Annotated in this window: 19 protein-coding genes; 15 read left to right on the top strand and 4 right to left on the bottom strand. The window is 61.7% G+C overall.

Annotated features, from left to right (window positions below):
• Positions 1 to 7 precede the first annotated feature (7 nt).
• Together CIW50_RS06755 and CIW50_RS06750 are read left to right on the top strand one after the other, a co-directional pair.
• Positions 8 to 1,144, top strand: a complete 1,137-nt coding sequence (locus CIW50_RS06755; RefSeq protein WP_149530529.1) for a zinc-binding dehydrogenase — start codon at positions 8 to 10, stop codon at positions 1,142 to 1,144.
• Positions 1,141 to 2,382 carry an MFS transporter gene (locus CIW50_RS06750; protein ID WP_149530528.1) on the top strand — a complete coding sequence of 414 codons (1,242 nt, stop codon included), beginning with the start codon at positions 1,141 to 1,143 and terminating at the stop codon, positions 2,380 to 2,382. Before CIW50_RS06755 ends, CIW50_RS06750 begins: the two co-directional genes overlap by 4 nt.
• Positions 2,383 to 2,387: 5 nt before the next feature.
• Here CIW50_RS06750 and CIW50_RS06745 read toward each other — a convergent pair whose 3' ends face one another.
• Together CIW50_RS06745 and CIW50_RS06740 are read right to left on the bottom strand one after the other, a co-directional pair.
• On the bottom strand, positions 2,388 to 2,999 hold the full coding sequence (locus tag CIW50_RS06745; RefSeq protein ID WP_172980301.1) for a LysE family translocator: 612 nt from the start codon (positions 2,997 to 2,999) through the stop codon (positions 2,388 to 2,390).
• 70 nt (positions 3,000 to 3,069) lie between these two features.
• Complete coding sequence (locus tag CIW50_RS06740; protein WP_149530526.1) at positions 3,070 to 4,821, bottom strand: caspase family protein; 1,752 nt, start codon at positions 4,819 to 4,821, stop codon at positions 3,070 to 3,072.
• Positions 4,822 to 5,146: 325 nt separating this feature from the next.
• On the opposite strand from CIW50_RS06740, the gene CIW50_RS06735 reads away from it, so the two are divergent.
• From CIW50_RS06735 to CIW50_RS06695, 9 genes are all read left to right on the top strand, one after another.
• Positions 5,147 to 5,701 (top strand): NADPH-dependent FMN reductase, encoded by a 555-nt coding sequence (locus tag CIW50_RS06735; RefSeq protein WP_149530525.1) that lies wholly within the window; start codon positions 5,147 to 5,149, stop codon positions 5,699 to 5,701.
• A gap of 67 nt (positions 5,702 to 5,768) precedes the next feature.
• Entirely contained in the window at positions 5,769 to 6,086 is a 318-nt protein-coding gene (locus CIW50_RS06730; protein WP_149530524.1) for an FtsB family cell division protein, read from the top strand.
• Positions 6,087 to 6,359: 273 nt separating this feature from the next.
• On the top strand, positions 6,360 to 7,391 hold the full coding sequence (pdhA, locus tag CIW50_RS06725) for a pyruvate dehydrogenase (acetyl-transferring) E1 component subunit alpha (protein WP_149530523.1): 1,032 nt from the start codon (positions 6,360 to 6,362) through the stop codon (positions 7,389 to 7,391).
• A 31-nt stretch (positions 7,392 to 7,422) separates the two neighbouring features.
• Positions 7,423 to 8,823: a pyruvate dehydrogenase complex E1 component subunit beta gene (locus CIW50_RS06720; RefSeq protein WP_149530522.1), complete on the top strand. Its 1,401-nt coding sequence runs from the start codon at positions 7,423 to 7,425 to the stop codon at positions 8,821 to 8,823.
• Between the two features lie 3 nt (positions 8,824 to 8,826).
• Entirely contained in the window at positions 8,827 to 9,132 is a 306-nt protein-coding gene (locus tag CIW50_RS06715; protein ID WP_149530521.1) for a DUF5076 domain-containing protein, read from the top strand.
• Between the two features lie 2 nt (positions 9,133 to 9,134).
• Positions 9,135 to 10,499 (top strand): pyruvate dehydrogenase complex dihydrolipoamide acetyltransferase, encoded by a 1,365-nt coding sequence (locus CIW50_RS06710; protein WP_149530520.1) that lies wholly within the window; start codon positions 9,135 to 9,137, stop codon positions 10,497 to 10,499.
• Between the two features lie 61 nt (positions 10,500 to 10,560).
• Entirely contained in the window at positions 10,561 to 11,979 is a 1,419-nt protein-coding gene (gene lpdA, locus CIW50_RS06705) for a dihydrolipoyl dehydrogenase (RefSeq protein ID WP_149530519.1), read from the top strand.
• Between the two features lie 358 nt (positions 11,980 to 12,337).
• Positions 12,338 to 12,982 carry a dihydroxy-acid dehydratase gene (locus CIW50_RS06700; RefSeq protein WP_172980248.1) on the top strand — a complete coding sequence of 215 codons (645 nt, stop codon included), beginning with the start codon at positions 12,338 to 12,340 and terminating at the stop codon, positions 12,980 to 12,982.
• A complete protein-coding gene (locus CIW50_RS06695; RefSeq protein WP_149530517.1) occupies positions 12,969 to 13,781 on the top strand; it encodes a tetratricopeptide repeat protein in 813 nt (270 codons plus the stop codon). Before CIW50_RS06700 ends, CIW50_RS06695 begins: the two co-directional genes overlap by 14 nt.
• Positions 13,782 to 13,825: 44 nt before the next feature.
• On the opposite strand, the gene xth is transcribed toward CIW50_RS06695, so the two are convergent.
• Entirely contained in the window at positions 13,826 to 14,617 is a 792-nt protein-coding gene (gene xth, locus CIW50_RS06690; RefSeq protein WP_149530516.1) for an exodeoxyribonuclease III, read from the bottom strand.
• 168 nt (positions 14,618 to 14,785) lie between these two features.
• On the opposite strand from xth, the gene CIW50_RS06685 reads away from it, so the two are divergent.
• Genes CIW50_RS06685 through CIW50_RS06675 form a run of 3 tightly spaced genes read left to right on the top strand, consistent with a single transcriptional unit; the run spans position 14,786 to position 19,902 of the window.
• Positions 14,786 to 15,916 carry an efflux RND transporter periplasmic adaptor subunit gene (locus tag CIW50_RS06685; RefSeq protein ID WP_149530515.1) on the top strand — a complete coding sequence of 377 codons (1,131 nt, stop codon included), beginning with the start codon at positions 14,786 to 14,788 and terminating at the stop codon, positions 15,914 to 15,916.
• A gap of 3 nt (positions 15,917 to 15,919) precedes the next feature.
• Complete coding sequence (locus tag CIW50_RS06680) at positions 15,920 to 19,048, top strand: efflux RND transporter permease subunit (protein WP_149530514.1); 3,129 nt, start codon at positions 15,920 to 15,922, stop codon at positions 19,046 to 19,048.
• A gap of 2 nt (positions 19,049 to 19,050) precedes the next feature.
• Complete coding sequence (locus tag CIW50_RS06675) at positions 19,051 to 19,902, top strand: amidohydrolase family protein (protein WP_149530513.1); 852 nt, start codon at positions 19,051 to 19,053, stop codon at positions 19,900 to 19,902.
• Between the two features lie 22 nt (positions 19,903 to 19,924).
• Here CIW50_RS06675 and erpA read toward each other — a convergent pair whose 3' ends face one another.
• Positions 19,925 to 20,272: an iron-sulfur cluster insertion protein ErpA gene (gene erpA / locus CIW50_RS06670; RefSeq protein WP_149530512.1), complete on the bottom strand. Its 348-nt coding sequence runs from the start codon at positions 20,270 to 20,272 to the stop codon at positions 19,925 to 19,927.
• 112 nt (positions 20,273 to 20,384) lie between these two features.
• Here erpA and CIW50_RS06665 point away from each other — a divergent pair, with 112 nt between their 5' ends.
• Positions 20,385 to 21,587: a deoxyguanosinetriphosphate triphosphohydrolase gene (locus tag CIW50_RS06665; RefSeq protein ID WP_149531537.1), complete on the top strand. Its 1,203-nt coding sequence runs from the start codon at positions 20,385 to 20,387 to the stop codon at positions 21,585 to 21,587.
• Positions 21,588 to 21,737: the final 150 nt, after the last annotated feature.

Here is a 21,737-nt window from a genome sequence, read left to right as displayed (position 1 = left end):
AACGACCATGACTGACATCACATCCGGACTTGAACTGCGCTCGCTCATCAAGAGCAGCGGCGAACTGGAAATCTCACTGCAGCAGGTGGCGATTCCGGCGCCTGGTCCGGACGAGGTTGTGGTGCGCATCGAGGCCGCGCCGATCAATCCATCGGATCTCGGTCTGCTGCTCGGCGCGGCCGATCCGGCGAGTGCGAAAATTTCCGGCTCTGGCGTGTCCTCGGTCGTCTCCGCAACCGTGCCGCAAGCCAATATGAAAGCGATGGGCGGCCGTCTCGACGAGTCGATGGCGGTCGGCAACGAGGGCGCCGGCACCGTGGTGAAGGCCGGATCGTCCGAAGCCGCGCAGGCGCTGCTTGGCAAGACCGTCGCAATAATCGGTGGCGCGATGTATGCGCAGTATCGCGTCATCAAGGCCAAGGAATGCCTGCCGTTGCCTGAGGGCACCACGGCCACCGAGGGCGCATCCTGTTTCGTTAATCCGCTGACTTCGCTCGGCATGGTCGAGACCATGAAGCGGGAAGGCCACACGGCACTGGTGCATACTGCCGCCGCGTCCAACCTTGGCCAAATGCTCAACAAGATCTGCCAGAAGGACGGCATCGATCTCGTCAACATCGTCCGTAGCGAGGAGCAGGAGAAACTGCTGCGCGGCATCGGCGCGAAATATGTCTGCAACTCGACGTCGCCGAGTTTCATGGAAGACCTGACCGCCGCATTGATCGCTACCAATGCCACGCTGGCCTTCGACGCCACCGGCGGCGGCAAGCTGCAGGGCCAGATCCTGCAGGCGATGGAAGTCGCGGCCGTCAAAGCCATGAAGGTCTACAGCCGCTATGGCTCAACGACGCATAAGCAGGTCTACGTCTATGGCCGGCTGGATCTACGCCCGATCGAATTCGTCCCTGCCGGCATGGCCTGGGGCATGGGCGGCTGGCTGCTGTTTCCGTTTCTGCAGAAGATCGGCGCCGCCGATGCCGCGAGGCTCCGCGCCCGCGTGGTCGCCGAACTCAAGACCACCTTCGCCAGCCACTACACCAAGGTGATTTCGCTCGAAGGCGTGTTGCAGCTCGACAATCTGCGGGCCTATGCAAAGCGCGCCACCGGCGAGAAGTATCTGATCAATCCGAACATGCCGGGATGACACTCGCCGATCAGTCTGCTGGCATGGTCACGAATGGAGCGCGGCTTTTGCTGCGCCATCCGCCGTATCTTTACTACATGGTGTCGCGCAGCTTCTCGCGCTTTGCCTCGCAGATTGCCGCTGTCGCGGTCGGCTGGCAGATCTATGATCTGACCGGCAGCGCGTTTCAGCTCGGCATGGTCGGCCTCGCGCAATTCGTGCCGATGCTGGCGCTGGTCTTCGTCGCCGGCCATATCGCGGACCGCTACGACCGCCGCCGCGTGGTGCAGATCTGTCAGATGCTGCAGGGGCTGACGGCGATCCTGCTCGCCTGGGGCACCTATGCCGGCTGGATCACGGTGCCGCAGATATTCGTGGCGTTGGTGGTGATCGGCGCGGCCACGGCCTTCGAGGCGCCGGCAGGTTCGGCGCTGTTGCCGGGCGTCGTACCGGAAGGTCACCTGCAGAAGGCCACGGCGCTCTCGACGGGCGTGTTTCAGGTGGCAATGATTTGCGGCCCTGCGCTTGGCGGCATTGCCTATGCGCTATCGCCGGCAACGCCCTATGTGCTGATGGCCGCATTCTGGCTGATCGGCGGTCTGCTCAACAGCGCCATCACACTTGCGCGCGAGGTGGCGGTGAAGGATCCGCCGTCGCTGCGGACTTTGTTTGCCGGCGTAGGCTTCGTGCGCAGCAATCCGGCCATCCTCGGTACCATTTCGCTCGATCTGTTCGCAGTACTGCTTGGCGGTGCCACCGCGCTGCTACCGATCTATGCCCGCGACATCCTGCAGACCGGCCCGTGGGGGCTGGGCCTTATGCGCGCTGCGCCGGCAGTCGGCGCGCTGCTGACGACCGTCGTGCTGACGCGCTGGTCGATCAATCGCCGGGTGGGCATGCGGATGTTCCAGGCCGTCATCATCTTCGGCCTTGCGACAGCGGTGTTTGCGGTGTCGCAATGGCTGTGGTTGTCGGTGGCCGCGCTCGCCGTGCTCGGCGCCGCCGATACGGTCAGCGTGGTGATCCGGTTCTCGCTGGTGCAGCTCGCAACTCCGGATGACATGCGCGGCCGGGTCGGTGCGGTGAACTACCTGTTCATCAACACCTCGAACCAGCTCGGCCAGTTCGAGAGCGGCGTCACCGCGGCTTTGTTCGGCACCGTCCCGGCCGCACTGATCGGCGGCCTCGGCACCGTTGCCATAGCGCTGCTGTGGATGCGGCTGTTTCCGACGCTGCGCAATGTCGAGCGGCTGGAATAGGCACGTCAGCGATCCGCCAGAGCAAGCTTAGCGCCGAGAGCGGCGAAGGCGCCAGCAAAGCTGCGGCGCATCCAGGTCAGCACGCGCGGTCGCGTGATGACGTGGTTGCGGATCGATGCAGCGAACAGGCCGTAGAGCGCAAACACCACGAAGGTCATCAGCATGAATACCGCGCTCAGCAGCAGCATCTGCGACAGCGGATGCGCTTCGTCGGCGCTGATGAACTGCGGCAGGAAGGCGAGGAAGAAGATCGACAGTTTCGGATTGAGGATGTTGATCAGGATCGCCGTGGCCGTGACCTGCAGCGCGGACTGCGCGCTGTCGTTGGTCTCGACCTTCAGCGTGCCATGCTCCTGCAGCGTCTTCCAGGCCATATAGAGCAGGTAGGCGACGCCGACATATTTGAACACCTGAAACGCCACGGCGCTGGTGTGCAGCAGTGCTGCGAGACCAAGGATCGCAGCGGCCATATGCGGAACGATGCCGAGGGTGCAACCGAATGCGGCCACCACGCTGCTGCGACCTCCGCGTGAAAATCCGGTCGCCAGTGTGTAAAGGGCGCCAGTGCCCGGCGATGCCACCACGATCAGCGAGGTGATGAGAAATTCGATGGTCATCATGACGGCTCCGGCTCGCAAATTTGGATCGTCAGAATGTCGCTTGCGATCCTGTCAGGCAAGCGCGTCGTCAGTTGCAGACCTCGACATTGGTGAGCCCGATCCGCATGTCGCGCGACACCAGCCGGCAGCCGGGACGCACCGGGCGGCAGCCGCCATTGTCACAGACGATCTGGCCAGACGGTTGCACGCGAAAGGCGCGGGCCTGCGTCTGCGGGCGATCAGACTCATCGCGTTCGCGGCGCGGCACGTTTCGTTTGGCCTCGGTGCGGCTGCGCTTCTTCTCACATTCATTATCGTCGTTCAGAAAGGTGCCGGCGCGGCAGACGATCTTCACGCAGCGGTCGCCGTTGACCTCGGAACCATGCGTGCAAACCAGCGGGCAGACCCGTGCAGACTTGGCCCTGATCGCGTCGAGCGCATCGGTGCTGGCGGTCTTGGCATCGAATTTGGTCGAGGCGTAGCGATTGAAGCGCTCGAGCGACTTGCGCGAAGCCACGGTCCATGTGTCATCGACCGATCCTTGCAGGCAGCCCACGCGCTGAAGCTCGACCTGTACCTGACGGGGCAGATCGGCTGGCGCGGGTGTTCGTGACACATCGGCCGTGGGGGCAGGGAGTGTCGCCAACTGCGGTCCGGCGGACGGTGTGTCCGGCTTGCCGGCATCGACCCTGGCTTCGGCCGCCGCGCGGGCGCGCTCGCCAGCGGCAGCGCGCTCCTGCTCGGCGGTCTTGAGTTTCTCGGCGGCGATCCGGGCGTTCTCGGCGGCCCTGGCGTCTGCCGCAGCCTTGGTCTGTTCGGCCTTTCTGGCGCCTTCGGCGGCCAGACGGGTTTTCTCCTCAGTGGCGAGGCGGGCCTTCTCGCTAGCGGCGGAATGGGCGTCTTCGGCGGCCAGTTTGGCCAGTTGGGATTTTGCCAGCGAAGCGTAGAAGCCGTCGGGATGCTGGGTCAGGAACGCGTTCCAGCCGTCTTTGGTGGCGAGCTGCAGGGCCAGTTCGTAATCGCGGCGGGTTTCGGCCTGGACATTCACAGCGGGCGACGTGGCGACGACAGCCACGGGGACCAGCGGTACATCGTCGCCGCCGAGAGAACCGTAGACATAGGGTTCCTGGCGGTTGCTGGTGTTCTTCATGACGTCGTCGCGGACGAAGCCGAAGGCTTTGCGCAGGTCGAGGCCGGGCGTTGCGATATGGCGGACCAGCGCCGCGGTGAAGGGGCTGTTCTTGCTGTCGCCGTCCAGCGCCGTCGAGCCGGCCTTGGCAGAATAGGCGATCAGCGTGTTGGGGCTCGCCGGTTCCACCTTGGCGAGGCCGCGGGGGATCGCACGCGACGCGGTCGTGCGCTTCATGTTCTTGACGAACGGATTGTCGCGGCAGGCGTCGAGGATCACCAGCCGCAGCTTCCTGGCCGGCTCGATGGTCACGAGGATGCGCTCCAGCGAGAACGCCTCGTCATAGACGTCGGTATCGCGTTCCAGCAGTGCGTCGGTCGGAATCAGGTAATTGGTACCATCAACCTCGATGCCGTGGCCGGCGAAATAGATCAGGGCAACGTCGGCGTCGCGCGCCTTGTCCGCAAAATCGCGCAATGTCCGGCGCATCTCCGTCGCCTTCAAATCCTTGCGGGCCTCGACGATATCGAAATTGGCCGCCTTCAAGGTCTCCGTCATCGCCGCAGCGTCGTTGGCGGGATTGGCGAGCTTGATCACATTCTGGTAGGCCGAGTTGCCGATCACCAGCGCGATGCGTTTGTCGGCCAGAGCGGGCTGGCTGAGCAGGCTGAAGCCGAATAGGACGGAAGCCACAAGACCAAGGTTACGCATCGGAAGCCCCGCAAACTGTGACGGTCGCATTTGAGCAGCCTGGCCAGACGTCGCAGATCAGTCGGGACTGGCGTGCGTGGTTGGTCTCGCGTGGTTTGTCGCGCAGTGCGCTCTGCAGGTTCGATCGCAGCGGCGTTCCACGCGTCATCCATTTGAGCGATATCAGCATAACGAAGATGTGTTTGGGTGGGTGAGGCGGACGTGCCGGGTTGGCCCGATTGCGGCAGTCAAATGCAATCCATGCACTTGCATCTTTTGCCGGGATAGGTGACAGGTTCCAGATGCGCTCCGCGCTTTTTGGAAGCAGTTATTCAGGGGATATCTCATGGCCACCTACAGCGTTGCCGTCATTGTCGGCAGCCTCCGCAAACAGTCGTTCTCGCTCAAGGTTGCGAATGCATTCGCCAAACTGGCGCCGCCGTCGCTCAAGCTGAACGTCATCACGCTGCACGAGCTGTCATTCTTCAATCAGGACCTGGAAGCCACGCCGCCGGCCGACTGGGTCAAGTTCCGTGACACGATTCACGCCTCCGACGCTGTGATCTTTGTCACGCCGGAATACAACCGCGGTACCTCGGGTGTGCTCAAGAACGCCATCGACGTCGGCTCCCGTCCGTTCGGCAAGAGCTGCTTCCTCGGCAAGCCGACCGGTATCGTCGGCAACGCGCCGGGACCCGGCGGCGGCGTTTCCGCCGTCATGAACCTGCGCCAAGTCCTGCCGGGCATCGTCGGACCGATCATGGGCCAACCCGAGATTTACCTGAATGCCATCGGCGATGCGTTCGACGACAAGGGCGAGATCGTCAAGGAATCGATCCGTCCGGTGCTGCAAGCCTATATCGACGCCTTCGCCGTCTGGGTCGAAAAGCTGAAGAAATAATCGGCGCAAATTCAGGTTGCGGCCCGGTTGTTAGGTTCGCCTTAACCGGGCCGTCGCATTTTCGGGCATGGTCAAGCATACCCGTCTCAAATCGATCCTCACCGGGCTCGCGCTCTATGCACTGGCGGCGATGATGATCAGCTATTTCGGGGTCAATGCCTATACCGGCAAATACGGCCTCAACGCCCGCCAGGAGCTCGACCAGGAGATCGTCGCGCTGACTTCCGAACTTGTGCAGTTGAAGAAGGAACGCACCAAGGCCGAGCAGCGCGTGGCGCTGCTACGATCTGGTGGACTCGATCCCGACATGCTCGACGAGCGCGCGCGCTACCAGCTCGACTACGCGCATCCGCGCGACCTCGTGAAGGTCATCAAGCCAAACTGAGATTCTCTCGTCGGCGGCGGTCGTCCTCGCGTGGAGCAACACAGCTTTGCATCAAAGCTATGGATCGCTCGCGCTTGTGCATCGTGACGGTAACGTGACCAAGATACGTGCTTTCATTCCTCAAATTACAAAACCGATCCAATTCGATTTCGAATGTTTCGCACCTTCGCTGCAGTGCGAAACAACCGTGTGGCATTCCGCGCGCCGCAATCCCTTTCATGGCGCAAGCACTTGGAGTAGGAAGGGCTATTCACTCTCTCATCCGGAATTTTCATGGCCGCACCGAAGAAAAGCGTCGCTCCCGCAGGGCAGGCAACGAGCAATGGCGCAACCCCGTCATCGCCGCCAGATTTCACCCGCGATCAGGAGATGCACGCGCTTCGCGACATGCTGCTGATCCGACGTTTCGAGGAGAAGGCTGGCCAGCTCTACGGCATGGGCGCGATCGGCGGTTTCTGCCATCTCTATATCGGCCAGGAAGCCATCGTCGTCGGCATGCAGATGGCGTTGAAGGATGGCGATCAGGTCATCACGGGCTATCGCGACCACGGTCACATGCTGGCCTGCGGCATGGACGCCAAGGGCGTCATGGCCGAGCTGACCGGGCGCAAGGGCGGCTACTCCAAAGGCAAGGGTGGCTCCATGCACATGTTCAGCCGCGAGAAGAACTTCTACGGTGGCCATGGCATCGTCGGCGCGCAGGTGTCACTCGGAACGGGCCTCGCTTTTGCCAATCGCTACCGGGGCAATGATCTCGTCAGCCTCGCTTACTTCGGCGACGGTGCATCGAACCAGGGTCAGGTCTATGAGAGCTTCAACATGGCGGAGCTGTGGAAGCTCCCGGTAATCTACATCATCGAGAACAACCGCTACGCCATGGGTACCTCGGTGACGCGCTCCTCGGCGCAGACCGATTTCTCGAAGCGCGGTATCTCCTTCAACATTCCGGGTGAACAGGTCGACGGCATGGACGTCCGCGCCGTGAAGGCCGCCGGTGACCGTGCCGTCGCGTGGTGCCGCGCCGGCAAGGGTCCGTTCATTCTGGAAATGCAGACCTATCGCTATCGCGGCCACTCGATGTCCGACCCGGCCAAGTACCGCACTCGTGAGGAAGTGGACAAGGTTCGCCACGACCAGGACCCGATCGAGCAGGTGCGCAACCGTCTGCTGGCCGCTGGCGTGACCGAGCAGGACCTCAAGGCGATCGATGCCGAGGTGCGTGACATCGTCAACGCATCGGCGGATTTCGCGCAGCAGGATCCTGAGCCGGATGCGTCCGAGCTTTACACTGATGTCTATCGCTAAGCGCGCAGCTTAAGACTGATCCGGAGTTATAATGGCCATTCAAGTTCTGATGCCCGCGCTGTCCCCGACCATGGAGAAGGGCAACCTCTCCAAATGGCTCAAGAAGGAAGGCGACACCATCAAGTCCGGCGATGTGATCGCCGAAATCGAAACTGACAAGGCGACGATGGAAGTCGAAGCGACCGATGAAGGAACGCTAGGCAAGATACTGATCCCCGAAGGGACCAACGACGTCGCGGTCAATACGCCGATCGCGACCATCCTCGCCGACGGCGAAGATGCATCCGCTGCAGCGAGCGCACTGGCTCACGCGAAGCAGGAGAAGGCCGCAGAATCCGCGCCGCCTGCCACGGAAGCCAAATCCGCTCCTGCTCCGAAGGAAGAGGCTGCTGCGCCAGCGGCTCCGACGACTGCGATTCAGCCCGATCCCGAAATTCCTGAAGGCACCGAGATGGTGACCATGACCATCCGCGAAGCGCTACGCGACGCGATGGCCGAAGAAATGCGCCGGGATGAAGATGTCTTCATCATGGGCGAGGAAGTCGCCGAATATCAGGGCGCCTACAAGGTGACCCAGAACCTGCTGCAGGAATTCGGCGCACGCCGTGTCATCGACACGCCGATCACCGAGCACGGCTTCGCCGGCGTCGGCGTCGGCGCGGCGATGTCCGGCCTGAAGCCGATCGTCGAATTCATGACCTTCAACTTCGCTATGCAGGCGATCGACCAGATCATCAACTCGGCCGCCAAGACGCTCTACATGTCCGGCGGCCAGATGACATGTCAGATCGTGTTCCGCGGTCCGAACGGCGCCGCTGCCCGCGTTGGCGCCCAGCACAGCCAGGACTACTCGGCCTGGTACTCGCAGATCCCCGGTCTCAAGGTCGTCGCGCCCTATAGCGCCGCCGACTACAAGGGCCTGCTCAAATCCGCGATCCGCGATCCGAACCCGGTGATCTTCCTCGAAAACGAAATGCTCTACGGGCATTCCGGCGAGGTGCCGAAGCTCGACGACTATATCGTGCCGATCGGCAAGGCCAAGGTCGCGCGTGTCGGCAAGGACGTGACGCTGGTCTCGTGGTCGAACGGCATGACCTATGCCCTGAAGGCCGCCGAAGAACTCGCCAAGGAAGGTATCGAGGCGGAGGTCATCGACCTGCGCACGCTGCGTCCACTCGACACCGACACCATCATCGAGTCCGTGAAGAAGACGTCGCGCGCCGTGACGGTGGAAGAAGGCTGGCAACAGTCGGGTGTGGGCGCCGAAATCGCCGCACGCATTATGGAGCACGCCTTCGACTATCTCGATGCGCCGGTCGCGCGCGTGTCGGGCAAGGACGTGCCGATGCCCTACGCCGCCAATCTCGAAAAGCTCGCGCTGCCGTCCGTAGCCGATGTCGTCGCTGCGGCCAAAGCCGTTTGCTATCGGTGAACCATGGCAGGTCCGAAGGAACAGCCTCTGCCGCCGGATGTCATGGACCGCGAAGACGCCACCGAGGTGTTACGCGCGTTCGTGCTGGATGGAGGGCTGTCCATCGCCTTCATGCGCGCCTTCGAGGAGCCCGACATGTGGGGGCTCCTGCTGGTCGATATAGCGCGCCATGCCGCACGCGCCTATGCGCGTGAGGCTAACTATTCCGAGGACGAGGCGCTGAATCGCATCGTCGAAATGTTCGAAGCTGAAATCGCGCGTCCGACTGACATGGGCAACGCCACGCCGCGGTCGCAACAAGGTCACTGACAATGCCAATCAACATTCTGATGCCTGCGCTGTCGCCCACCATGGAAAAGGGCAACCTTGCCAAGTGGCTCAAGAAAGAGGGCGACAAGGTCAAGTCCGGCGACGTGATCGCCGAGATCGAGACCGACAAGGCGACGATGGAAGTCGAAGCCGTCGACGAAGGCACCATCGCCAAGATTCTGGTGGCGGAAGGTACGCAGGATGTTGCGGTGAACGCCATCATCGCGGTGCTCGCCGCCGACGGCGAGGACGTGAAGACCGCAGCTTCGGGGGCAGGGGCTGACAAGCCGAAGTCCGCGCCCGCTGCCGAGACTCCGGTGCCGAAGCCTGCTGCCGCAGCACCAGCGCCGGCTGCTGCTCCCGCAGCGAAAGCACCAGTGCCTGCCGTTGCGCCAGCTCCGCAGCCTACCACCTCACAGAGCAATGGCGCGCGTGTATTCTCATCACCGCTGGCGCGTCGTCTCGCCAAGGATGCCGGCATCGAACTCGGCCGCATCACTGGCTCGGGTCCGCATGGTCGCGTGGTCGCGGCGGATGTCGAGAAGGCGAAATCCGGTCAGGGCCTTAAGCCCGTAGCCGCTGCGGGCGCTCCTGCCGGCGTGACGGCGGCGATCGGTGCGCCTGCAATGTCCGATCAGCAGATTCTTGGGCTGTACGAGCAGGGCGCTTACGAGAGCGTGCCGCACGACTCGATGCGCCGTACGATTGCGCAGCGTCTCACCGCCGCGACCAACTCGATGCCGACCTTCTATCTCACCGTCGATTGCGATCTCGGTAAGCTCTCCTCCGCGCGCGAGGAGATCAACGCCGCCGCCGGCAAGGACAAGGACGGCAAGCCGCTCTACAAGCTCTCGGTCAACGATTTCGTTATCAAGGCAATGGCCATTGCGCTGCAGAAGATTCCGGAAGCGAACGTGTCGTGGACGGAAGCGGCGATGCTCCGCCACAAGCATTCGGACATCGGCGTCGCGGTGGCGCTGCCGTTCGGCTTGATCACGCCGATCATTCGCCAGGCCGAGATCAAGTCGATTTCGGCAATTTCCAACGAGATGAAAGAACTTGCCGCGCGCGCCAAGGCCAAAAAGCTCAAGCCCAACGAATACCAGGGCGGCGCGTCATCCGTGTCCAACCTCGGCATGTTCGGCATCAAGGACTTCACCGCGGTGATCAATCCACCGCAGTCGTCCATCCTCGCGGTTGGCACCGGCGAGGAACGGGCGGTGGTACGCAACGGCCAGATCGTGGCGGCAACCATGATGAGCGTGACGCTGTCCTGCGATCACCGCGCTATAGATGGCGCGCTCGGTGCGGAACTGATCACGGCCTTCAAGAAGCTGATCGAGAATCCCGTGATGATGGTGGTGTGAGTGCGCGAACTTCGCGCGCCTTCACATTTTCATCGGCTATAAACAGATTAAGCGAGTCAACATGGCTGATACATCCTTCGACGTCGTCGTGATCGGCTCCGGTCCCGGCGGTTACGTGACGGCCATTCGCGCCGCGCAGCTCGGCTTCAAGACGGCCATCGTCGAGAAGGCCTATCTCGGCGGCATCTGCAACAACTGGGGCTGTATCCCGACCAAGGCGCTGCTGCGTTCTGCGGAAATCTATCACTACATGCAGCATGCCAAAGACTACGGCCTGTCCGCGGACAACGTCTCGTTCGACATTAAGGCGGTGATCGCGCGCTCGCGCGGCGTGGTGAAGCGCCTCAGTGGCGGCGTCGAATACCTGATGAACAAGAACAAGATCTCAATCATCTGGGGCGACGCGACGCTCGATGCGCCGGGCAAGTTCACCGTGAAGAAGTCGGAAGCCGCGGCGCCGAAGGGCGCGCTGGGGGCGGGAAGCTACACGGCCAAGCATATCATTGTCGCCACCGGCGCGCGTCCGCGAGTGCTGCCGGGTCTCGAGCCCGACAAGAAGCTCGTCTGGACTTATTTCGAGGCGATGAATCCGGACAAGATGCCGAAGTCTCTGCTGGTCGTCGGCTCCGGCGCCATCGGTATCGAATTCGCGTCGTTCTATAAGACCATGGGCGCCGACGTGACCGTGGTCGAAGTGCTGCCGCAGATCATGCCGGTGGAGGACGCCGAGATCGCCGGGTTCGCGCGCAAGCAATTCGAGAAGCAGGGCCTCAAGATTCTCACCAATACCAAGGTGACCAAGCTCGACAAGAAAGCGGACAGTGTCGTCGCCACCATTGATGACGGCAAGAAGCCGGTGACGCAGGAATTCGACCGCGTCATCTCGGCGGTTGGCGTGGTCGGCAATATCGAGGGCTTCGGCCTGGAGAAGCTCGGCGTGAAAACCGAGCGCGGCTGCATCGTGATCGACAAATACGGCAAGACCAACGTGCCCGGCATCTATGCCATTGGCGACGTCGCCGGTCCGCCGATGCTCGCCCACAAGGCCGAGCATGAGGGTGTGATCTGCGTCGAGGCAATCAAGGGCATGAACCCGCATGGGATGGACAAGTCGCTGATCCCGGGCTGCACCTATTGCCATCCGCAGGTGGCGTCAGTGGGCCTCACCGAAGCCAAGGCCAAGGAAGCCGGGAAGGACATTCGCGTCGGCCGCTTCCCCTTCGTCGCCAATGGCAAGGCGATCGCCATGGGTGAGGACCAGGGTATGGCCAAGGTGATCTTCGACAAGAAGACCGGGCAACTGCTCGGTGCACATCTGGTCGGCGCCGAGGTCACTGAACTGATCCAGGGCTTCGTCGTCGCCATGAATCTGGAGACCACCGAAGAAGAGCTCTTCCACACCATCTTCCCACATCCGACCATCTCGGAGACGATGAAAGAAGCTGTGCTGGACGCCTATGGCCGGGTGCTGAACACCTAAGCCGTCTCGCACGATCCTGAGTGAACGCCACCTCGAAGGGTGGCGTTTTCGTTTTCGGCCACTACTCCGCCCTGGCATCGCTGAGTGGTGCCAGATGCCGGACAGAAAAGTGGCCTGCGCGTTTTCGACTTTGGTCTGACTCTAAAGGGTTGCTTAGGTGCAACGAATGTGTCGCCACGGCAACAGTCCCCAAGATTTAACCCTATCACGCCCCGGGTATCGCAACCGCCGCTATTTGGCCACACGCCTTCGTGAAATCATTTCTCATCGGCCAGAAGGCTGGAGCGCTTCGGAGATCGGCGGGATGTCAGTGGGACTGTCCCGGATTGCCGAAGCGACCTGAGAAACCAGGCTCGTGATGGACGCTGGGACGAACATCAAGTGGCGCTTGCCTATCCGTCATATGACGGAGGGCCGAGAGCAGGCGTCGCGGGGCGCGCGCTCATCGGCGATGGGTCCGGCTACGCGCGGCAATCCAGCCCGGACTTCTCAAATCTTCAAAAAGACACCGTATGGTACCGGTTTGCAGCGGGTGAGCCGTTATGTCGCCTCAGACATATTGGAAGTTGCCAGCATACCGATGCCGAACGAGACATTGCTCGATCACGGCCAGCTGCAGGGAGATCGCCTCGCTGCAGACGGGAAGGTGATCGCGGAGAGTATGAAGACCGTGAAGTGGAATTCCCACCAGGACGTCATGCGTTCTGCCAACAAGTCGATCACCTGTAACGGTGACCTTGTTGGATCGAAGGGGAATGTGGCTCCCGGCATCTTCGAAGCGGTGGACGTCTGCACCATCGGGCGTAAATCCAGTGAAAGCTACCTTAACGTAAAATTGACCGACAAAGAATTGGCCGCGCACCCGACCAAAGGGAAGCGTCGCGCGACTAACCATATATCAGGGACGCTGTGGACATATGCCCGGCAGATTGGGTCGCCCATTGATTGCGCCGTGACCCGGCCCGACCGGGCCCACGAGAAATATTGTTATGCGGATAGTTGAGCGTATCATTTTTGGTGTGTTTGCTTTGGGTGCCGCGTCAGTGGTAGCGCCAGCCCTTGCCTTTGACGGTGCGCCAGTTGGCAGCAGCGACGCAGCCCTGCCGGTTGTAACGACCATTCCCGGCGCCGCGCCGGTCTTGAAGAAGTCCGCCAAGCCCGACACATCGTTGACCGCGCTACAATACGCCGCTGAGGGCGGTCATCCGATCGCCCAGTGGAAGCTCGGCCGGATGTATGCCGACGGTAACGGCGTGGCGCAGGATGACCTGCGCGCCTTCGAATATTTCAGCCGCATTGCCAATGCCCATGCCGAAGACAGCCCGTCCGCGCCGCAGGCAACCATCGTCGCCAACGCCTTCGTGGCGCTCGGCCGCTACTACCTCGACGGTATTCCGAATTCGAAGATCAAGGCAGACACCGAACGTGCGCGTGAGATGTTCTCCTATGCCGCGTCCTATTTCGGCAATGCCGACGCGCAATATGATCTGGCCCGGCTGTACCTGAAGGGCATCGGTACCCCGCGCGACACCAAATATGGCGCCCGCTGGCTTGGTCTTGCTGCGCAGAAGGGCCAGCATCAGGCACAGGCGCTGCTCGGTCAGATGCTGTTCAACGGTGAATCGCTGCCGCGGCAGATGGCGCGTGGCCTGATGTGGCTGACTCTGGCCCGCGACAATGCCGGCCCGGACGACTCCTGGATCCGCGACAGCTACAACAAGGCCATTGCCAAAGCCTCCGAAGACGATCGTGCCATGGCGTTGCAGATGCTCGAGCACTGGGTGTCTGGCAAACGGGATTAAGAGATTTCGCGAAGTTGCTCGCAGCAATGGAGCGCGACTTCTGCCTACGCCGCTTCAAGGTCCAGATCGACCCATACCGGCACGTGATCCGACGGCTTCTCCCAGGCGCGCACATACTTGTCGATGCCGACGTCGACGAGCCTGTCGCTGGCCTGCGGCGACAGCAGCAGATGGTCGATGCGGATGCCCCAGTTCTTCTGCCAGGCGCCGGCCTGATAGTCCCAGAACGTGTACTGGCCGGGCTCATCGGTAACGGCGCGCAGGGCGTCGGTCATGCCCAATCCGAGCAGGGTCTGGAAGCTGGCGCGGGTTTCCGGCTTGAACAGCGCGTCGTTGATCCAGGCCGCCGGATTATAGGCGTCTGCTGCCGCCGGGATGACATTGAAGTCACCGGCGAGAATTAGAGGTTCCTCGGTCTTCAGTCGCAGCCGGGTGAACTCCTGCAGCCGGGACATCCATTTCAGCTTATAGGGATACTTCTCGGTATCGACCGGATTGCCGTTCGGCAGATACAGGCAGGCAACCCTGACCACCCCGGATTTCAGCGACACCACGCCCTCGATGAAGCGGGCGTGGAGATCCTCGTCATCGCCCGCCAGCCGGGGCGTGGCTTCCTCCAGCGGATATTTCGAGAGCAGGGCAACCCCGTTGAAGGTCTTCTGGCCGTGGGTGACGACATTGTAGCCGAGCGCCTCGATGGGCTCGCGCGGAAACGCCTCATCGAGGCATTTGATCTCCTGCAGGCAGACGATGTCCGGGGAGCAGTCGCGCAGCCAGGTCAGCAGATGGTCCAGCCGCTGGCGCACAGAGTTTACATTCCAGGTGGCAATTCTCATTTGCTGGGATTCCGGTAACAACAATGGCAAAAATACGTCAACGTGGCATACCATCATCCCCATCAACATGATAAGCTTTAAGCCTAAAGCGCATAGACGCTGTTTTAAAGCTGTCATGGGCGGGAAACGGGGGCGACCCGATCTTCTGTACCAGGTGACATGGACCATATGAAGAAACGCACATCGATCGCTCTACTCGTTCTCGTCGGCGCCGTGGCGGTTGCTGCCTATGCGACGCGCTCCTCCTGGACCGGTGGCAATACCAGTACACAGGCCCCGCAGCGCGCGCGGATCGTTTCGGTCGAGCTGGCCAAGGCCGAACGCAAACCGGTCCCGGTCGATGTCGATTCAATCGGCACGGTAACGCCGATTTCGAGTGTCGCGCTCAAGTCGCGGGTGGAAACCACCATCACCTCGGTTCATTTTGAAGACGGCGCCAAGGTCAAGGAAGGCGACCTGCTGTTTACCCTCGATTCGCGGCAGATCGATGCGCAGATCGAGCAGGCGGAAGGCACGCTGGCCCGCGATCAGGCCCAATTGGCCGGTGCTGAACGCGACGTGCGGCGTTTTACAGACTTGATCGGGAAGGGCGCGACCACGCAGGTCAGCGTCGACAATGCCAAGACGCAGTCCGACATCCTGGCTGGAACCATCCGGGCCGATCAGTCGGCGCTGGATAACCTCAAGGTCCAGAAGAGCTACACGATCATTAGCGCGCCGTTCTCCGGCCGGATCAGTGCGGCCAACGTAAAGGTCGGTAATTTCGTTCGCCCTGCGGACACGGCGCCGCTCGCAACCATCAACCAGATGGCTCCGGTCTATGTGTCGTTCGCCGTGCCGCAGCGCGTGCTTGGCGATCTGCGCGACGCGATGGCGGCGGGATCGACCTCGGTCATTGCGACCATCCCGAACAGCGGCCGTTCTGAAACAGGCAAGGTCGCGATGGTGGAAAACACCGTGGATTCCACCACCGGGATGGTCACCGTGCGTGGCATCATGAGCAATCCGAACGAGACCCTGTGGCCGGGCATTCTGGTACAGGCCAAGCTGATCGTGCGCACGGAAGACGGCGTTGTTGTGCCAACCGTGGCTGTTCAGCGCAGTCAGACCGGGAACTTCGTGTTCACGGTGAAGGACGGCGTCGCCCATGTTCAACCTGTCGAAGTCGATCGCACCTTCCAGGGGATTTCGGTGATCACGTCAGGTTTAAAAGGGGATGAGGACGTCGTCGTCGACGGCCAGCTCTTGCTGATGCAAGGCACACGGGTTGAGGCCCGGGCTCGCAAGGCCGGGGCATAAAACATGACCCTCTCGGAGCTCTGCATCCGTCGCCCGGTGATGACCACGCTCATCACGGCGACGATCATCGCGTTTGGCATTTTCGGTTTCAGGCTGCTGCCGGTGTCGGCGCTTCCCAAGGTGGATTTTCCGACCATCGCGGTGACGGCGACGCTGCCGGGCGCCAGTGCCGATACGATGGCGGCCTCGGTCGCCGGTATCATCGAGCGTCAGCTCTCGACCATCGCTGGTATCTCCTCGATGTCGTCGAGCTCGTCGCAGGGAACGACCCAGATCATCATTCAGTTCGATCTCAACCGCAATATCGATGCGGCTGCGCTGGACGTGCAGACCGCGCTGACGATCGCACAGCGCCGGTTGCCGATCGAAATGACGATCCCGCCGAGTTTCCGCAAGGTGAACCCCGGCGACTTCCCGGTGCTGTTCATTGCACTGAGTTCATCGACTCTGCCGCTCTCGGCCGTCAATGAATTTGGTGATATCACCATTGGACAGGCGCTGTCGCAGATCCCCGGCGTGGCGCAGGTGCTGATCTATGGCACGCAGAAATTCGCCATTCGCGTCCAGGCCGACCCTGAGGCTGCTGCGGCCCGCGGCCTGTCGCTCGAAGACATCCGCACGGCGGTGTCACGCGCCAATTCCTCGACGCCCGTCGGCACCCTGAATGGACCGAAGCAGGACATCTCGCTGCAGGCCTCCGGCCAGATGTCGAAGGCCGCCGACTATGGCCAGGTCGTTGTTGCCTGGCGCAACGGCTCGCCCGTCAAGCTGAACGAAGTCGCCAAGATCTATGACGCCGTCGAAAACGACAAGATCGCGACCTGGCTGAATGGCGAGCGCGCCATCGTGCTGGCGATCCAGAAACAGCCCGATGCCAACACGGTCGCCGTGGTCGACGGCGTTCGCGCCAAGCTGCCGTCGCTGCGCGCACAATTGCCGCCGTCCGTCGAAGTCAATGTGATGATGGACCGCTCGGTGTCGGTCCGCGAGGCCGTCGCCGACGTCGAGGAGACATTGTTGATTGCCGTCGTGCTGGTGATCATCGTCATCTTCCTGTTCCTGCGTTCGGCTTCTGCGACCTTCATCCCGGCGCTAGCCGTGCCGATCTCGATCTTCGGCACCTGCGCTGCGATGTATATGCTGGACTACTCCATCAACAACATGACGCTGCTAGCGTTGACACTGTCAGTCGGCTTCGTGGTCGACGACGCCATCGTCATGCTGGAGAACATCGTCCGGCACATCGAACTCGGCATGAAGCCGTTCGATGCGGCGCTGAAGGGCGCGCGCGAAATCGGCTTCACCATCATTTCGATCACTTTCTCGCTGATCGCGGTGTTTATTCCCGTGCTGCTGATGGGCGGCATCGTCGGCCGCGTGTTCCGTGAATTTGCGGTGACGATTGCGGTGGCGATCATCGTCTCGGGCTTCGTGTCGCTGACGCTGACGCCGATGCTGTGCGCGCGCGTGCTCAAGGCCCACGATCCCGAGCACAAGGAAAATTTCATCCTGCGTGGTTTCGAGCGCATGTTCGCGGCCTGGCTGCGCGGCTACGAATGGGCGCTGGACCATGTGCTGGCGCACAAGGCGCTGATGCTCGTGGTCACCCTCGCGACGCTCGGCGGTACCGTCTATCTCTACATGATCGTGCCGAAGGGGTTTTTCCCGCAGGAAGACACCGGCTTCCTCACAGGCATCACCGAAGCCGCCACCGATACGTCGTTTGAAGCGATGTCCGCGCGTCAGCAGGTGCTGGCGGCGTTGCTGAAAACGGACCCCGCGGTCGAGTACATCAACAGCACGGTGGGGTCAGGCGGCCCGAATGCGACGGCGAATTATGGGCGTCTGTTCGTGGCGCTGAAGCCGGCGAAGGAACGTGAACCGGCACAGGTGGTGATGGCGCGGCTGCGGCAGAAGTCGCTGGCCGTTCCCGGCCTGCAGGCCTTTTTCCAGAGCATCCAGAACCTGAACATCGGTGGTCGTCCGTCGAAGAGTCAGTATCAATACGTGCTTCAAGGCAGCGACACCGACACGCTGTATCGCGTATCGCCGGAGATGCGTGACCTCATCGCCAAGGTGCCGGGTCTGCTCGACGTGACCACCGACCTTTACATCAAGAACCCGCAAATGACGGTCGATATCGACCGCGAGAAGGCGGCAGTCTACGGCATCACGGTCGATCAGGTTCGCAACCAGCTCTATAATGCGTTCGGTTCGCGCCAGGTCGGCACCATCTATATGCCGACCAACGACTATCAGATCATTCTGGAAGCGCAGCCGCAGTTCCGGATCGACCCGAGCGATCTCTCCAAGCTTTATATGAAGACCTCGAATAACCAGACCATCCCGCTGAGTGCAGTGGCACGTCTGCTGCCGACGGTCGGGCCGCTGCAGATCAACCATCAGGGCCAGCAGCCCGCTGTGACGATCTCGTTCAACCTCGTGCCCGGCTATTCGCTAGGCTATGCGGTCGATCAGATCACGCAGATCGAGGCTGATGCGAAGTTGCCGGTGACTATCGCCACGGGCTTCTCGGGCACCGCGCAGGTATTCCAGGATTCCTTGCGCGGGCAGGGCGTGCTGATCCTCGCTGCCGTGTTTGCGGCCTTCGTCATTCTCGGCATTCTCTATGAGAGCTTCATCCATCCGATCACGATCATCTCCGGCCTGCCGTCGGCGGGTATCGGCGCGATCCTGACCTTGATGTTGTTCAAAATGGAGATGTCGGTCATCGCCATGATCGGCATCGTCATGCTGGTCGGCATCGTCAAGAAGAACGCAATCATGATGGTCGACTTCGCGCTGGAGCGTCGTCGCGTCGGCCTGTCGGCTGAACACGCGATCCGCGAGGCCGCGCTGTTGCGTTTCCGCCCGATCATGATGACCACCTTCGCGGCGATCTTCGGCACGCTGCCGATCGCGCTGGGCGCTGGCGCCGGCGCCGAGTTGCGCCAGCCGCTCGGCGTTGCGGTGGTCGGTGGTCTGTGTGTCTCGCAATTGCTGACGCTGTTCATCACGCCAGTGATTTACATCTATCTCGACCGGATCGACCGCAAGCTGAAGCGCAAGCTGCAGCCGCAGCTCGACGAAGAAGACCACGACGATCGTCCGCGCGTGGTTGCGGCGGAATAGGGATGTCTTCAGTGCTGGTGAGAACGCTTACTGCGACGGCTTTGCTGGCCGCACTCGTTGTCGCACAGGTGCGTGCCGACGATCGGATCGAAATCTTCGACGCCCACATGCATTACAACTGGGAGCCGAAGCCATATTACCAGCCCGACGAGGTGCTTGAGGTTTTCAGGAAGAACCGTGTCACCGGCATTCTCGCGACCAGTCGTCCGAACACCGGCACGCATGTGCTGATGGACGACAAAGCGAAGAGCAAGGCGGGTGATCTGCAGGTGGTGCCGTTCATCCGGCCGTATTGCGTGCGCGCCGATATCGGCAGCTGGTTCAACGATCCCGTGATCTTCGATCTGGTGCAGGAGGAATTCAAACGCGGCTATTATCGCGGCGTCGGCGAATTCCATCTCACCGGCAAGGCGGCCGATACCGAGATGGTCAAGAAGACCGTCGACTTCGCCGTCGTCAACAATCTCTATTTGCACGCCCATGCCGACGACGAAGCGGTCGAGATTCTGATGCGGCAAAATCCGCGTGCGCAGATTATCTGGGCACATACCGGCTTCAGCCTCGCGCCGGACCGTGTCGCAGCGATGCTGATAAAATACCCGAAGCTCTGGGGTGAATTGTCTTACCGCAGCGGCATCGTGGACGGATCAGGCAAACTGACGCCGCAATGGCGGGTGCTGTTCGAGCGTTATCCCGATCGCTTCCTGCTGGGCTCCGACACCTGGGTGCCGGAACGCTGGGCAAGCTACGGCGATATCATGGACGGCTATCGCGCCTGGCTAGCGCAACTATCGCCGTCAGTCGCTAAGCAGATCGCGCATGGCAATGCGCGGGCCCTGTTTGCGGAGAAGTAAGCCGAGAAGGAAACTGACAGGCTCAGATCGAGAAGCTGGTCCCACAGCCGCAGGACGCCGTCGCGTTCGGATTGACGACGCGGAACGAAGCGCCGATCAGGTCGTCGACGAAGTCAAGTTCGGAGCCGGCCAGAAACGGGGCCGAAGCGGGATCGACCAGCACGACGACACTGTCGCGTTCGATCAGGATGTCGTCGTCAGCCTTGGCGCGTTCGACGTCGAACTTGTACTGGAAGCCGGAGCAGCCGCCGCCTTCGACCGAAACGCGGAGCATAGCGCCGTTGCCTTCGGTCTTCAGGATTTCGCCAATCCGGCGCGCAGCACGTGCGCTGACGCTGAGAGGGGCCTCGGTGACTGCAGTGTCTGTCATATCTGGCTCTCCGGGCACGATTCGAACCATTTGAATCTGCCGCTCCCCATAGTTAAGTGCGGCAGGCTCAGGAATCAATTGGATCAAGGATAAACACCACGTGTCAGTCGGAATGGCTGCTCCCCGCGTCCCCTATGCCTGCGACCCCGATCGCAGCCGCGGACGGCTGTTTTCCGAGGCTCCGAGCCGGACCCGCAGCGCGTTTCGCAGGGATTGCGACCGGGTGATCCATTCGACCGCGTTTCGACGCCTCAAGCACAAGACCCAGGTCTTTGTGTTTCACGAGGGAGATCATTACCGCACCCGACTCACCCACACTTTGGAAGTGGCGCAGATTGCCCGCGCCGTGGCCCGGCAACTGGGCCTCGACGAAGACCTGACCGAGACATTGGCGCTGGCCCATGACATCGGCCATCCGCCGTTTGGTCATGCCGGTGAGCGGGCGCTCGATGCCTGTCTCGAGGCCCATGGCGGCTTCGATCACAATGCCCAAACCCTGCGCCTCGTGACGTCGCTGGAGCACCGCTATCCGGAATTCGACGGCCTCAACCTGACCTGGGAAACCCTCGAAGGCATCGTCAAACACAACGGGCCGCTCACCGGTCCGTCGGGCGCGCCGGTCGGGCGTTATGCCACCCACGGCGTGCCGTTTGGGATCACCGAATACGACCGGACCTTCGATCTGGAACTGTCGAGCTTCGCGTCACTGGAGGCTCAGGTAGCGGCGATTGCCGATGATATCGCCTATAACGCTCACGACATTGATGACGGACTGCGTGCAGGCCTGTTCACCGTCGATGACCTGAAGGCGATGCCGCTGACGCAAGGCATGATCGCCGAGATCGACAGGCGCTATCCCGACCTCGATGAGAGTCGGCGTGGCGCTGAACTGGTGCGCGAGCTGATTTCATATCTGATCGGCGCAGTCATCGGCGAGACGGAACAGCGACTTGGAGCGTTGCTGCCGAAGTCCGCCGAGGACATTCGTCGCTGCGGCCGGAAGCTCGTTGCGTTTCGCGCCGACGCGGCAGAGGCCGAGGCGGGGATCAAGGCCTTCCTCTGGCAACGCATGTACCGCCATGAGCGCGTCATGCGGGTGATGGTCGAGGCCGAATGTCTCGTCACCGATCTGTTCGCGCGCTATCAGCGCGCGCCCGAGGATCTACCGCCTGAATGGCTACCGCCAGAGGATGCCGAACCGGAATCGGATGGCGAGCAGGCGCGCCGGATCGGCAATTTCATTGCCGGGATGACCGACCGTTTTGCCATTACCGAGCATATTCGGCTCTTTGACTCGACCCCCGAATTGCGTTAGGCGATCCCCGTAAGTGCCTTTCGGGGCTGTGAAATCTGCGATTTTCGGACGCCTGTAGCTGTTTGAAATCAAACAAGTGCAGCGGAACGCATACGAAACCGCTATCCATCCTTGATGCAATCCAGCCGGGAACAGTCCCGGCGCAAGTTC

Origin of the sequence: Tardiphaga sp. P9-11 (genome assembly GCF_008329525.1) — a bacterium.
Taxonomy (GTDB): Bacteria; Pseudomonadota; Alphaproteobacteria; order Rhizobiales; family Xanthobacteraceae; genus Tardiphaga.
The sequence above is the reverse complement of the archived record's forward strand: the minus strand, read 5'-3'. Positions and strand labels throughout refer to the sequence as shown.

Bases quoted from the DNA above. Each gene is read 5' to 3' on its own strand.
- CIW50_RS06755 (WP_149530529.1), top strand. From the start codon at position 8: ATGACTGACATCACATCCGGACTTGAACTGCGCTCGCTCATCAAGAGC.
- CIW50_RS06750 (WP_149530528.1), top strand. From the start codon at position 1,141: ATGACACTCGCCGATCAGTCTGCTGGCATGGTCACGAATGGAGCGCGG.
- CIW50_RS06745 (WP_172980301.1), bottom strand. From the start codon at position 2,999: ATGACCATCGAATTTCTCATCACCTCGCTGATCGTGGTGGCATCGCCG.
- CIW50_RS06740 (WP_149530526.1), bottom strand. From the start codon at position 4,821: ATGCGTAACCTTGGTCTTGTGGCTTCCGTCCTATTCGGCTTCAGCCTG.
- CIW50_RS06735 (WP_149530525.1), top strand. From the start codon at position 5,147: ATGGCCACCTACAGCGTTGCCGTCATTGTCGGCAGCCTCCGCAAACAG.
- CIW50_RS06730 (WP_149530524.1), top strand. From the start codon at position 5,769: ATGGTCAAGCATACCCGTCTCAAATCGATCCTCACCGGGCTCGCGCTC.
- pdhA (WP_149530523.1), top strand. From the start codon at position 6,360: ATGGCCGCACCGAAGAAAAGCGTCGCTCCCGCAGGGCAGGCAACGAGC.
- CIW50_RS06720 (WP_149530522.1), top strand. From the start codon at position 7,423: ATGGCCATTCAAGTTCTGATGCCCGCGCTGTCCCCGACCATGGAGAAG.
- CIW50_RS06715 (WP_149530521.1), top strand. From the start codon at position 8,827: ATGGCAGGTCCGAAGGAACAGCCTCTGCCGCCGGATGTCATGGACCGC.
- CIW50_RS06710 (WP_149530520.1), top strand. From the start codon at position 9,135: ATGCCAATCAACATTCTGATGCCTGCGCTGTCGCCCACCATGGAAAAG.
- lpdA (WP_149530519.1), top strand. From the start codon at position 10,561: ATGGCTGATACATCCTTCGACGTCGTCGTGATCGGCTCCGGTCCCGGC.
- CIW50_RS06700 (WP_172980248.1), top strand. From the start codon at position 12,338: ATGGACGCTGGGACGAACATCAAGTGGCGCTTGCCTATCCGTCATATG.
- CIW50_RS06695 (WP_149530517.1), top strand. From the start codon at position 12,969: ATGCGGATAGTTGAGCGTATCATTTTTGGTGTGTTTGCTTTGGGTGCC.
- xth (WP_149530516.1), bottom strand. From the start codon at position 14,617: ATGAGAATTGCCACCTGGAATGTAAACTCTGTGCGCCAGCGGCTGGAC.
- CIW50_RS06685 (WP_149530515.1), top strand. From the start codon at position 14,786: ATGAAGAAACGCACATCGATCGCTCTACTCGTTCTCGTCGGCGCCGTG.
- CIW50_RS06680 (WP_149530514.1), top strand. From the start codon at position 15,920: ATGACCCTCTCGGAGCTCTGCATCCGTCGCCCGGTGATGACCACGCTC.
- CIW50_RS06675 (WP_149530513.1), top strand. From the start codon at position 19,051: ATGTCTTCAGTGCTGGTGAGAACGCTTACTGCGACGGCTTTGCTGGCC.
- erpA (WP_149530512.1), bottom strand. From the start codon at position 20,272: ATGACAGACACTGCAGTCACCGAGGCCCCTCTCAGCGTCAGCGCACGT.
- CIW50_RS06665 (WP_149531537.1), top strand. From the start codon at position 20,385: ATGGCTGCTCCCCGCGTCCCCTATGCCTGCGACCCCGATCGCAGCCGC.